Origin of the sequence: Magnetospirillum aberrantis SpK (genome assembly GCF_011022235.1) — a bacterium.
Classification (GTDB): Bacteria; Pseudomonadota; Alphaproteobacteria; order Rhodospirillales; family Magnetospirillaceae; genus Magnetospirillum; species Magnetospirillum aberrantis.
In genome coordinates, this window is the sequence record NZ_JAAIYP010000027.1 from 1 (window position 1) to 11,548 (window position 11,548).

General features: G+C 63.9%; 12 protein-coding genes and 1 riboswitch. Of the genes, 5 read left to right on the forward strand and 7 right to left on the reverse strand.

Features of this window, described 5'->3' with window-relative positions:
• From G4223_RS04430 to G4223_RS04450, 5 genes are all read right to left on the reverse strand, one after another.
• On the reverse strand, window positions 1-1,097 hold a 1,097-nt coding region (locus G4223_RS04430; protein WP_163675595.1), incomplete at its 3' end, for an MCP four helix bundle domain-containing protein.
• Between the two features lie 24 nt (window positions 1,098-1,121).
• Window positions 1,122-1,625 carry a chemotaxis protein CheW gene (locus G4223_RS04435; protein WP_163675598.1) on the reverse strand — a complete coding sequence of 168 codons (504 nt, stop codon included), beginning with the start codon at window positions 1,623-1,625 and terminating at the stop codon, window positions 1,122-1,124.
• An 11-nt stretch (window positions 1,626-1,636) separates the two neighbouring features.
• A complete protein-coding gene (locus G4223_RS04440) occupies window positions 1,637-3,742 on the reverse strand; it encodes a chemotaxis protein CheA (RefSeq protein ID WP_241003949.1) in 2,106 nt (701 codons plus the stop codon).
• Window positions 3,742-4,107 (reverse strand): response regulator, encoded by a 366-nt coding sequence (locus G4223_RS04445; RefSeq protein ID WP_163675600.1) that lies wholly within the window; start codon window positions 4,105-4,107, stop codon window positions 3,742-3,744. The genes G4223_RS04440 and G4223_RS04445 overlap by 1 nt, the downstream gene beginning before the upstream one ends.
• Window positions 4,104-4,586: an STAS domain-containing protein gene (locus tag G4223_RS04450; RefSeq protein WP_338086812.1), complete on the reverse strand. Its 483-nt coding sequence runs from the start codon at window positions 4,584-4,586 to the stop codon at window positions 4,104-4,106. Before G4223_RS04450 ends, G4223_RS04445 begins: the two co-directional genes overlap by 4 nt.
• Before the next feature lie 96 nt (window positions 4,587-4,682).
• Between G4223_RS04450 and G4223_RS04455 the strand changes: the two genes are divergently transcribed.
• The 3 genes from G4223_RS04455 (at window position 4,683) to G4223_RS04465 (ending at window position 6,884) form a co-directional block, all read left to right on the forward strand.
• Complete coding sequence (locus tag G4223_RS04455; RefSeq protein WP_163675606.1) at window positions 4,683-5,789, forward strand: HD domain-containing phosphohydrolase; 1,107 nt, start codon at window positions 4,683-4,685, stop codon at window positions 5,787-5,789.
• Between the two features lie 198 nt (window positions 5,790-5,987).
• A riboswitch (Fluoride riboswitch) is annotated at window positions 5,988-6,047 on the forward strand.
• Window positions 6,048-6,139: 92 nt separating this feature from the next.
• Window positions 6,140-6,523, forward strand: a complete 384-nt coding sequence (crcB, locus tag G4223_RS04460) for a fluoride efflux transporter CrcB (RefSeq protein ID WP_163675609.1) — start codon at window positions 6,140-6,142, stop codon at window positions 6,521-6,523.
• 10 nt (window positions 6,524-6,533) lie between these two features.
• Window positions 6,534-6,884, forward strand: coding sequence for a DUF190 domain-containing protein (locus tag G4223_RS04465; protein ID WP_163675612.1), 351 nt, complete (start codon window positions 6,534-6,536; stop codon window positions 6,882-6,884).
• 51 nt (window positions 6,885-6,935) lie between these two features.
• Here G4223_RS04465 and G4223_RS04470 read toward each other — a convergent pair whose 3' ends face one another.
• Window positions 6,936-8,555, reverse strand: coding sequence for an ABC-F family ATP-binding cassette domain-containing protein (locus G4223_RS04470; protein WP_163675615.1), 1,620 nt, complete (start codon window positions 8,553-8,555; stop codon window positions 6,936-6,938).
• A 119-nt stretch (window positions 8,556-8,674) separates the two neighbouring features.
• Window positions 8,675-9,391 (reverse strand): cysteine hydrolase family protein, encoded by a 717-nt coding sequence (locus G4223_RS04475; protein ID WP_163675618.1) that lies wholly within the window; start codon window positions 9,389-9,391, stop codon window positions 8,675-8,677.
• A gap of 175 nt (window positions 9,392-9,566) precedes the next feature.
• Here G4223_RS04475 and G4223_RS04480 point away from each other — a divergent pair, with 175 nt between their 5' ends.
• On the forward strand, window positions 9,567-10,886 hold the full coding sequence (locus G4223_RS04480) for a cytochrome-c peroxidase (RefSeq protein ID WP_163675620.1): 1,320 nt from the start codon (window positions 9,567-9,569) through the stop codon (window positions 10,884-10,886).
• Entirely contained in the window at window positions 10,883-11,545 is a 663-nt protein-coding gene (locus tag G4223_RS04485) for a Crp/Fnr family transcriptional regulator (protein WP_163675623.1), read from the forward strand. Before G4223_RS04480 ends, G4223_RS04485 begins: the two co-directional genes overlap by 4 nt.
• The last annotated feature ends 3 nt before the right edge of the window (window positions 11,546-11,548 follow it).

Genomic DNA, 11,548 nt, shown 5'->3' on the forward strand with positions numbered 1-11,548 from the left:
GTGGCCCCCTGGCTCAGTTGTTCCGAACTGGCCGACAGTTCCTGGCTGCCGGCGGCCACGTTCTCCGCCGCCGCATTGGCGTCGGCCACCACCTCACGCAGCTTTTCGACCATGGTTTCGAGCGCCATGCCCAGCGTGTCCTTGTCCGACAGCCGCTTGGGCTGGACCGTCAGGTCGCCCTGAGCGATGCGGTCGGCGACACCGGCGGTGGCGCGCAGGTTGGTCAGCATGGCTGTCAGGGCGTGCCCCAGGGTGTCCTTGTCCGACAGCACCTTGGCCTGTACCGACAGATCGCCCAGGGAAATCTGTTCCGCCACTTGCACGGTGTCGCGCAGGTTGAGAACCATGCGATCAAGGGCGGCGACCACATCACCGATCTCGTCGTTGGCCGCTCCGGCCACGCGATGGTCCAGGTCGCCTTGCGCCACCGCCTGGGCCAAGCCCAGCGCCTTGCCCAGGCCGCGACTGACACTCAGGGCGATCCAGATGGAAATACCCAGGGCAATGGCGACCGACACCGCCAACAGCGACAGCAACACCGTCCGCGCCCGAAGATAGTCCTGGTTCGTGCCGTCAACCGCCGTGTCCATCAACTGTTCATTGATCCGCACCAGATCGTCGAGTTGATTGTTGGCGGAATCCACCAGCGAACGTCCCTGCCTCGACAGTTCCGCCGCCTGTCCATCGTTGACGCCGGCCCGCACCGCGTCGCGTACCCGATCCTGGCTGGCGATGAACCGGCTGAGGTCGGCTGCGAACTGGTCGATACGGCGGCGGCCGTCCTCGGTCGCCAGATTGCGATAATCCGACATCAAACGTTGCAGCCGGTCGCGTCCGCCCAGAATCTCGCCGTCATAGCGACGGATGGTTTCAGCGTCGGTGGCCAGGATCATGCTTTTTTCAGCACGAACCATGGTGACGAAGGCCACTTGCATTTGCAGGATCTGCTTTTGCCGCTCGGCTGGACCGTCGACCACGCCGGCCATGGCATCGTGCAGTTGTCCAAGATTGCTGACGCCCAGTCCCGACGACACCGCCGCCAGGGCGATCACCAGGCCGAAGCCGAGCACGAGTTTTAGCTTGATGGTCAGGCGCATGGCAGGGTCCCTTTCGGGGATGGATCAGGCCGACAACAGTTGCGGCGCCGCCGTTTCGGGAGCGCCGAACAGATCGGCATTGTCGAACAGCCGGCCGATCTCGAGGACAATGATGAAATCGTCGCCGCGCTTGCCGACACAGCGGATCAGGTGTGGCGGCCAGCGCATGCCCAGACGCGGCGTCTCCTCGAGGGCGGCGGCGGCCACCTCGGTGACTTCGAAAACCTTGTCGGCGAGCAGGCCGACGATGGTCGGCTCGCCTTCCAGTTCGACCTCGATCACCAGAATGCGGCTGTCGATGGTCGGAGGACGGCATTCCATGCCCAGACGCACCCGAGGATCGGCCAGGGGCACCACCTTGCCGCGAACGTTGAGCAGGCTGCCGACGAACGAGCGCGCCCCAGGGACCCGGGTGATCGGGACCATCTCCAGGATTTCGTGCACCAAAATGGCGTCGATGGCGAAGACCTCGCCGTCCAGGCCCAGCGTTACCACTTCCAGGGTGCGGTTTCCCATCCACTGGCTCATCTCGGCCCCCTTCACGATACCTTGCGGATTTCGTCGCGCACCTGACCGATCTCGATCAGGTGGGAAACGTCGAGGATCAACGCCACGCCGCCATCGCCAAGGATGGTGGCGCCGGAAAAGCTTTCGACGTCGGCATGCAGACGCGACAGCGACTTGATGACGGTCTGGTGGTCGCCGATGACTTCGTCCACCACCAAGCCGACCCGCAAATCGCCATCCGAGACGATGACCACTTTCTGGAACGGCGCCGCCGGCAAAGGCGACGCGAAAAACTCGCGCAGGCGCAGAAACGGCACCAGATCGCCGCGAATGTTGAGGAAGTTGCGCCCGCGCGAGCGGGCGTCCGCCTCGGAGGTCAGCTCGACGCATTCCTCGACCGCCGACAGCGGCAACACATAGCGGCCGTCGCCGACCCGCACCAGAAGGCCGTCAATGATCGCCAAGGTCAGCGGCAGCTTGAGCGTAACCACGGTCTGGTGACCGGCGACGCTGTCCACCTCGACGGTACCGCGCAGCGATTCGATGGTGCGCTTGACCACATCCATGCCGACACCACGCCCCGACACCGACGTCACCTCGTGCGCCGTCGAGAACCCGGGAGCAAAGATCATCTGGAACAATTCGGCGTCCGGCACCGAGGAATCGGCGGCGATCAGCCCATGTTCGACGGCGCGGGCACGGATACGCTCGGCATCCAGACCGCGGCCGTCGTCCTGGATCGAGATCAGCACCTGGGCGCCGGAATGGCTGGCGGACAAATGAACCTTTCCCTGACGTGGCTTGCCCGCGGCCAGACGGACATCGGGAGCCTCGAGGCCATGATCGATGGCGTTGCGCACCATGTGGACCAAAGGATCGTTGAGCCGTTCGATCACCGTCTTGTCCAGTTCGGTGTCCTCGCCCGAGGTGGTCAGTTCGACCTCTTTGCCCAAATCCTTGGACAGATCGTGCACCAGACGGCGGAAACGGCTGAACAGCGAGGCGATGGGCACCATGCGGATGCCCATGGTGGTGTCGCGCAACTCGGCGATCAGCCGCTCGATCTCTTCCGTCACCGCCTTGAGCGGGATGTCTTCGTGCCCGGCGACCAATTGCTTGAGCCGCGCCTGACTGATCACCAGTTCGCCCACCCGATCCATCAGCGCATCCAGTCGGTCAGCCGAAACACGGATGCTTTCCTGGCCGGTTGGACGACGTTGGCCGGCAGGAGCCGGAGCCCGCGCATGCGCCTGTTCGGCCAGCGCCGCCTCGACCTGGGCCGGCGGAACCGCGCCGCCATCCACCAAAAGCTTGCCGATTCTGGGCCGCCGCGCCAAAGCGTCCTCGACACCGGCCTGGGTGACGGCGCCGCGCTCCACCAGAATCTCACCCAGGCGTTTGTCGGAGGCTGCCGCCACCGGCTCGATGGACAAATTCATGTCGTCACGGACAAAAATGAACACATCCTCGATGTCGCCGCGCGGCCGGGTGGTGGTCAGCACCACTTCCCACCACAGGTACAAGGTGGAAGGATCGAAGGCGTCGAGCACCGGCACCGCCTCGGTATGGGCAATCACCGTGCACGGCCCCAGATCGCGCAACTCATCGAGCAGCAGCAACGGATTGGTGCCGGTGGCCAGAGCGTCGGCCGGCAGACGCACCTTCAACCGCCAGATCGCCGCCTCGCCCCCCTCCTTCGCCGCCCCGCCGGGGCCGTCGTCGCCCAACCCGTCCGCCTTTGGGGCTTGTGGGGGGGAGCGGTGCCGGGTCGGCGCGACGACGTCCTGAAGACGGTCCAACAGGGCGCAGGCGGCGGGATCGTCGGCGCTGGCGCTGCCGTCCAACAGACCGCGCAGATGGTCCTTGGCTGCTAGGGCCAGGGCCACCAGATCGGGACTGGCCGCCAGGACGCCATGGCGCACCTGGTCGAACGCCGCCTCGAGGTGGTGGGCGAAAGCCGCCAGCGCGTCGAACCCGAACATGGCGCCCGACCCCTTCAGGGTGTGCAGGGCGCGGAAGGCCGTGCCGACCAGTTCGAGATCATCAGGGCGGTCTTCCATGTCCAGCAGGGCCTGTTCGAGTTGCTCGAACAAATCCTGGGCTTCCTGACGGAAGGTATCGGCGGGATCGATGGTCATCAGCCCAGCACCTTCTTCACGACCGCCAGCAGTTGTTCCTGCTTGAACGGTTTGGTCAGCCATCCGGTGGCACCGGCCTCTTTGGCCGCGCGCTTCTTGTCCTCGTCCGACTCGGTGGTCAGGAAGACGATGGGCACGCCCTTGAAGCTGTTGAGAGCCCGCAGGTTGCGGATCAGGGTCAACCCGTCCATCACCGGCATGTTGAGGTCGGTCACGACCATGCTGGGCACGGCGGCGCCGACCTTGTTCAACGCATCCTGGCCGTGCTCGGCCTCGACCACCTCATAGCCGGCACCGGCCAGGGTCAGGCGCACCATCTGGCGCATGGACGCGGAATCATCGACGGTCATGATGGTCTTGCTCATGCTGCGTCTCCGTTCCAGAACGGGTCGTCACCGATGGTGACGGACACTCCGGCCCGTTCCAGGACCGTCCGCAACGCCGCCGAAGGTGCCTGAAACGCGAGAACGGCGCCCAGCCGCTCGGCACTCGACCGCGCCGCCGTCAGCAATTGAACGATGGCGATGTCGGCATCCTCGACCAGGGAACCGTCAACGACGACACGGCGAGAAACGGCGAGCGCAGAGGAAATCGCATCCTTAGTCACGTCAATCGTCCTGAGTGTTTGAACAGGATCAAGAACGATTGTTTCAGTTTTTTCATCCGATATGACTTGAGACATATCACACCCCCGGCAAGCCCGATGCCATGACGGTACGTCCTCGTCTTGCCCATCGACAAGAATGAGACCACACCTTCTGATGGGGACACGCAATCTACTCTCAGAGATATTTGGAAGGACCCCTTCCCCCCGATCGGAGGGGGACGGAGGAGGTTCCTTCATCCATCCATCCTGCCCGTCTCCATCCCATGGATGAGGTGTGATAGAGGCGCCAGCGCGCCATAATTCCGTCGCACAACAACCGTTCGGGTCGCCAACATGCGCGTGGTCATCGTCGACGACAGTCCCAGTGCCATCCAGGCGCTTTCCTCCATGCTCTCTTCCCTGACGGGATGCGAGGTGGTGGGATTCCACGATTCGGCGGTGGCGCTGCACTGGTGCCTGGACAACGCTGTCGATCTGGTGCTGGTGGACTACAACATGCCGGCGCCCAACGGCCTTCAGTTCATCCAGCGGCTGCGGGCGCACCGCCAACGGGTGGACACGCTGGTGGTCATGGTCACAGCCTGCGACCAGCGTGAAATCCGCCACCAGGCGCTGCGGCTGGGAGCCACCGACTTCCTGAGCAAGCCGGTAGACGAAGCCGAGTTCCTGGCTCGGATACGCAACCTGCTCAAGCTGCACCAAAGCCATCTTGCGCTCAGCGACCGGGCGCAATGGCTGAGCCAGGAGGTTCAGAAAGCCACCAGCACCTTGCTTGAACGCGAGCGCGAGGCGATCTTGATCCTGTCGCGCGCCGCCGAATTCCGTGACCCGGAAACCGCCCACCATCTGGTGCGCATGGCGTCGTATTGCCGGATGATCGCCATCGGCTGCGGCCTGGGTCAGGACGAGGTCGACCTGATCCACACCGCCGCGCCCATGCACGACATCGGCAAGATCGGCATTCCCGACCATATCCTGCTCAAGCCCGGCCGCTTGACTCCGCACGAAGAAGAATTGATGCGTCGCCATCCCACCTTCGGCGCCGACATCCTGGCCGGCAGTTCGGCGCCGTTGATCCGCATGGCGGCAAGCATCGCCCGTTCGCATCACGAACGCTATGACGGCAGTGGTTATCCCGACGGGCTGGCCGGCACGGCCATCCCGCTGGCCGGCCGCATCGCCGCCCTTGCCGACGTGTTCGACGCATTGACCAGCGAGCGGCCTTACAAGAAAGCGTGGCCGCTGGAACAGGCCCGAGACTACATCGTCGCCGAGCGCGGTCGTCATTTCGACCCCGACTGCGTCGATGCCTTCCTGGCCCGCTGGCCCGAGGTCGAAAGAACCGCCGCCCGTTACCGCAACGACAACGAAGAACGCGACGTCCCCACCATCATGTTGGCCGAAACGCGCACTTTCCTGTTCGGCGGCGCCACCCCCTGAGAAGAGGCTCCTCCGGGATGGCTACGCGCCCATATAAGTCATTTCAGCTCCCGACAGCGGACCGTCCCCCAATTCAAGCTATTGGCCTGTGTGTCTGCCTCTTCCTGTGGATGACGCTCGATGTGCGCCCTGGTGGAATGAAAATCGGCATTCACCGATAACGTTGACCAATTCCAGGCCACGGTCTACTCTCAGGGTACATTCGATGGGAATGGGGTCTCCCGAAACCGCCGCAAGGCTGATGACTCCTACTGCGTAGCAATGCGCGGTGGGGAGTCGTGCCAACCCGCCGCCGTCTTTCAACGATGGGGCGGGTTTTCATGCCTGCCTCCGGCACGGAGAGGACGGGCATGACTTACCTTTTCGTGGCTATTGGCAGCGCACTTGGCGGAACACTGCGCTATTGGCTGTCTGGTCTGATCGCCGGCGCGGTCGGCCAAACCTTTCCCTGGGGCACGTTGGTGATCAACATCACCGGCTCCTTTGCTATTGGCCTGTTCGGCACCTTGACCGCCCCGGACGGCCGGATGTTCGTTCCCGGTGAATGGCGTCAGTTCTTCATGGTCGGCGTGTGCGGCGGCTACACCACTTTCTCGTCGTTCAGCCTGCAAACGCTCAACCTCGCCCAGAACGGCGAATGGTTGTGGACTGGCCTGAACATCGGCCTTTCCGTCGTACTCTGCCTTTTCGGCGTCTGGCTCGGTCATTCCGGTGCCATGCTGCTCAACAAGTAGGAGGATCGCCATGCAGCTACCCAAAGAATGCGTCCTGCTCCGCATCTTCCTCGGCGAAAAGGAGCGCTCCGGCCACGCACCCCTCTATGAAGCCATCGTCCTGAAGGCCCGGGAGACCGGCATGGCTGGAGCCACGGTGTTGCGCGGCCCCATGGGCTTCGGCCTGTCCAGCCGCATCCACACCAGCAAGATACTCGACCTGTCGGAAGACCTGCCCATGGTCATCGAGATCGTGGACACCCAGGAGAAGATCGACACGTTCCTGGCGGTCATCGACCCGATGATGACCGGTGGGCTGGTCACGCTGGAGAAGGCCACCGTCATCCAGTACGGCCCGCAGCGGAACGGAGCGGCCCACTGATGGTCGGTGGCGCCACCACCGAGGCCGGGGCCGTCCTCGGGAGTTTTTTTCTCAGCTGTGGATGCCGGGAGCTTCCTGGCCGGTGCTTTCCACATATTCGGTGTAGCCGCCGGTGTATTGGTGCACCCCTTCGGGGGTCAGTTCCAGGACGCGATTGGACAGCTCGGCCAGGAAATGGCGGTCGTGCGACACGAACAGCATGGTGCCCTCGTATCCCGCCAGGGCCTTGATCAGCATTTCCTTGGTGTCCATGTCCAGGTGATTGGTGGGTTCGTCCAGCACCAGGAAGTTGGGCGGGTTGAACAACATGATCGCCATAACCAGCCGCGCCTTCTCGCCCCCCGACAGTACCCGGCATTTCTTTTCCACGTCGTCGCCGGAAAAGCCGAAACATCCGGCCAATGCCCGCAGCGAGCCCTGGTTGGCCTGGGGGAAATAGCCGTCCAGGGTTTCGAAGATGGTCTTTTCGCCGTCCAGCAGATCCATGGCGTGCTGGGAGAAGTACCCCATCTTGACGCTGGCGCCGACGGTGACTGTACCCTGGTCAGGATCGGTGGCACCGGCGATCAGCTTGAGCAAGGTGGACTTGCCGGCACCGTTGACGCCCATGACGCACCAGCGTTCCTTGCGCCGGATGGTCAGGTCGAAACCGTCATAGATGGTGCGGCTGCCATAGCTTTTGCGCACGTTCCTGAGCACCGCCACGTCCTCGCCCGAGCGCGGCGCGGGGGGGAAATCGAACACCACGGTCTGGCGGCGTTTGGGCGGTTCGAAGCGTTCGATCTTGTCCAGTTTCTTGACCCGGCTTTGCACCTGGGCGGCGTGCGACGCACGCGCCTTGAACCGTTCGATGAACTTGATTTCCTTGGCCAACATGGCCTGTTGGCGGTCGAACTGGGCCTGTTGCTGCTTTTCGTTCTGCGCCCGCTGGCGCTCGTAAAAGGCGTAATCGCCGGAATAGGTGTTCAGCGTGCCGCCATCGATCTCGATGATCTTGTTGACGATGCGGTTCATGAATTCGCGGTCGTGCGAGGTCATCAACAGCGCGCCATCGTAATTCTTGAGGAAGCTTTCCAGCCAGATCAGGCTTTCGATATCCAAATGGTTGCTGGGTTCGTCCAGCAGCATGGCGTCGGGCCGCATCAACAGGATGCGGGCCAGGGCCACGCGCATCTTCCAACCGCCCGACAGCTTGCCTACGTCGCCGTCCATCATTTCCTGACTGAAGCTGAGACCGGCCAACACCTCGCGGGCGCGGCCCTCGAGCTCGTAGCCGCCCAGTTCCTCGAACCGCGCCTGCACCTCGCCATAGCGTTCGATGACCGCGTCCATGTCGTCGCGGTCGGGGTCGCACATGGCCGCTTCCAGTTCGGCCAGTTCCGCCGCGACGCTGCTGACCGGGCCGGCGCCGTCCATGACCTCGGCCACCGCGCTGCGGCCCGACATTTCGCCAACGTCTTGGTTGAAATAGCCGATGGTGACCAGTTTCTCGATGGACACTTGGCCGTCGTCGGGCGCCTCGTCACCGACGATCATGCGGAAAAGCGTGGTCTTGCCGGCACCGTTGGGACCGACAAGGCCGATCTTCTCGCCCCGGTTCAGCGCGGCGGACGCCTCGCAGAAAAGAATACGATGACTGTTTTGCTTGCTGACGTTTTCAAAGCGAATCATGTGCGTTTGGGTTCCCGTGGCGTGGTCGGCCCTCTTATGCCACAGGATGGCCGGCATGCCAGAGTCTTCCTTCGAGCGGGAACCGGCTCCGGGGGATGGAGCCGGTCCCAACCGTCAACTCAACGCTCCAACGCCGCCACCGCCTCGGCGGTGGACACCACGCCGTTGGCGATCATGCCGGCGTTGACCATGGCCGCGCCATAGGCGTCGGCGCCTGGAGCCGCCACCGCATCCTTGACCACGTAGACGGCGAAGCCGTTTTCCATCAGCGCCCGCATGTGCGAATCCACACACAGGTTGGCCACCATGCCGCCCAGGATGACGGTGTCGACGCCACGGCTGCGCAATTGATAGATCAGGTCGTTGCTTTCCGGGCCATACATCTTGTGCGGTGCGGTGACGATGGTCTTGCCGTCCTCGATCAGCGGTTTGTAACGCTGAAAGAAATCGGCGCCGGAACCGGCGAACCCCTTGGGATCGTTGACGGCGGCACGGTGCAGCGCCTGCATGTCCAGCAACTGGCGCTGCAACGCCCCGGCATGGGTCCAATTGCCGTCCAACGCGGTGTAGACCAGCGGGTCGACCGCCAGATGGGTGCCGCCGCGCTTGGCTGCCTCCATCAGCCGGGCGATGTTGTCCACCGTTCCCAGTTCCTTGAGGTTCTCCTTCAACAAGGGGTACAGCTTGCCATCCTCGCGCAGGAAATCGTTCTGCGGATCGGTGATCAGCACCGCGGTACGCTGTTTGTCCAGCACCGGCAAACCGGCGGCCCAGGCAGGCAGCGCGGCGACGGCCAGCGGCAACAGGGCGGCAAGGGTCTTGATCGACAGTTTCATGGTTCCCCTCGTGGGTTTTGGGTCAATGACCCGTGGACACTAAGGGGCTGTCCCGGCCGGGGTCTGTAGCCGGAGCTACAAAACACCGGAACGATCCATGTGTAGCTTTGGCTACAGATTCCGGCGGCATCCCGGATCACCTTGAAACGGTTCATCACATGGGGGCCATGTCATCATGAACGCCGACTTGTCTTCCTTGCTCGCCGTCGGGGCTTTCGCCATAACGGTGGCCGTCACCGCCCTGGTGCTTCTGGTCCGCGGCGACCTGGCACCCGCCGGGCTGCGCCCGATGGCGCTCAGCGTCGGCGGGCGTTTCCTGTTGGGTGGAGCGCTGGGACTGGGGGTCATCGCCTTTTCCATCAAGGTGGCGATCATCCTGACGTTGTCGTCGTTTCCCGGAAAAACCATCGAGCCGCTGATCGCGGGGGTCGGCAGCCAGGACGGCCGCGACCAGCCCCCCCTGCCCCGCCCGGACCCAAAACCCTATGAATGGCAAAGCCTGCCGACGGTGGTGCCGGCCCCGGCCGACAACCCGACGACTCCGGCCAAGGTGGCGTTGGGTGAACGGTTGTTCCACGATCCGCTTTTGTCGCGCGACCGTACGGTGTCCTGCGCCAGTTGCCATGACATGGCTGGCGGATCGGGAACCGATGGACGGGCCACCGCCATCGGCATCGACGGCATTGTCGGCAAGCGCAATTCGCCGACCGTGTGGAACGCCGCCTTCCAGGCCCGGCTGTTCTGGGACGGCCGCGCCGGATCGTTGGAGGAACAGGCCAAGGGACCGCCCCTCAACCCCGACGAAATGGGCATGCCGTCCTTTGCCGCCATCGAGGAACGCATTGCCCAAGAGGCTGATTACGCGCCGTTGTTCCACGCGGCCTTCGGGGCGGATGCGGCCATCACCATGGACCGCATCGCCCAAGCCATCGCCGCTTATGAACGAACCCTGGTCGCCGCGGATTCCGCCTACGACCGCTTTGTTTCAGGTGACAGCCAGGCTCTTTCGCCGCGCCAACAGCGGGGCATGTGGCTGTTCCAGTCGAGCGGCTGCATCATGTGCCACGCGGGACCGAATTTCAGCGGCGCCTCGCTGGTGGGGCCGCGCAACCCTTACGCACCGCTGTTCGCCAAGCGCTCGGCCGTCGCCATCAGCCATGGTCTGGACCGCGAAACCGCCCCGCGCGGCGTGTGGCGCATCCCGTCGTTGCGCAACGTGGCCCTGACCGCCCCTTATTTCCACAACGGCTCGGTCTCCGACCTGCGTGAGGCGGTGCGGGTGATGGCCACCGCGCAATTGAACGCCACCCTTGTCAGCACCACGCAACAGCCCGCACAACCGCGATGGGACGCCGAAGCCAAACGTTTCCTGCCTCCCGAACAAAGGCTGGTGCTCGGCGAGGACGACGTCGAGGACATTGCCCGCTTCCTTGAATCGCTCAGCAGTGACACTCTGTCCGCCAGGATCAAGATGGCGGCAGGGGAGCGCCGATGACCGACATCACCGCGTTGGAACCATTCCGCCGATTATCCGAGACCAGCCACCGGCTGTTGGCCGGGGGCACCGTCACCCATCGCTTCGACGCCGGCCGAACCATCATCGAAAAGGGACAGGACGTCTCGGGCGCCTATTTCGTTCTTGAAGGAAGGCTTCGGGTGTTCTCGCTGCTGCCGGGCGGCAAGGAAGCGACCCTCTATTTTATCGAACCCGGCGAAACCTGCGTGCTGGCGCTCAACAGCCTGTTCAACGACCTGTTGTATCCCGCCTGGGTCCAAACCGACAGCGACACCCGGGTCGCGGTGATCCCCGGCCGGGTTTACCGGGCCTTGTTCGCCACCGAACCCGACATTCAGGACCTGACGGTACAGACCCTGTCCACCTTGGTCTTCCGGCTGATGGCCGAATTGGATCAAGTCCACGGCCAGACCCTGGAACAGCGGTTGGCCGGGTTGCTGTTGGTCCGCGCCTCGGGGCGCGGTGTGGTGCGGTTGACGCAACAAGAGATGGCCAGCCATATCGGCACCACCCGCGAGGTGGTGGCCCGGTTGATTGGCCGTTTGAGCGCACGCGGCCTGATCCAAAGTGGCCGGGGCGCGGTCACCTTGCACGACCGCCATGCCTTGTCCGTCCTGGCCGGAGGCCAGGACGGCTGAAAC

Coding starts and splice junctions, on each gene's coding strand:
- G4223_RS04485 (WP_163675623.1), top strand. CDS start 10,883: ATGACCGACATCACCGCGTTGGAACCATTCCGCCGATTATCCGAGACC.
- G4223_RS04465 (WP_163675612.1), top strand. CDS start 6,534: ATGCAGCTACCCAAAGAATGCGTCCTGCTCCGCATCTTCCTCGGCGAA.
- G4223_RS04480 (WP_163675620.1), top strand. CDS start 9,567: ATGAACGCCGACTTGTCTTCCTTGCTCGCCGTCGGGGCTTTCGCCATA.
- G4223_RS04450 (WP_338086812.1), bottom strand. CDS start 4,586: ATGAAGGAACCTCCTCCGTCCCCCTCCGATCGGGGGGAAGGGGTCCTT.
- crcB (WP_163675609.1), top strand. CDS start 6,140: ATGACTTACCTTTTCGTGGCTATTGGCAGCGCACTTGGCGGAACACTG.
- G4223_RS04470 (WP_163675615.1), bottom strand. CDS start 8,555: ATGATTCGCTTTGAAAACGTCAGCAAGCAAAACAGTCATCGTATTCTT.
- G4223_RS04445 (WP_163675600.1), bottom strand. CDS start 4,107: ATGAGCAAGACCATCATGACCGTCGATGATTCCGCGTCCATGCGCCAG.
- G4223_RS04435 (WP_163675598.1), bottom strand. CDS start 1,625: ATGAGCCAGTGGATGGGAAACCGCACCCTGGAAGTGGTAACGCTGGGC.
- G4223_RS04455 (WP_163675606.1), top strand. CDS start 4,683: ATGCGCGTGGTCATCGTCGACGACAGTCCCAGTGCCATCCAGGCGCTT.
- G4223_RS04475 (WP_163675618.1), bottom strand. CDS start 9,391: ATGAAACTGTCGATCAAGACCCTTGCCGCCCTGTTGCCGCTGGCCGTC.
- G4223_RS04440 (WP_241003949.1), bottom strand. CDS start 3,742: ATGACCATCGATCCCGCCGATACCTTCCGTCAGGAAGCCCAGGATTTG.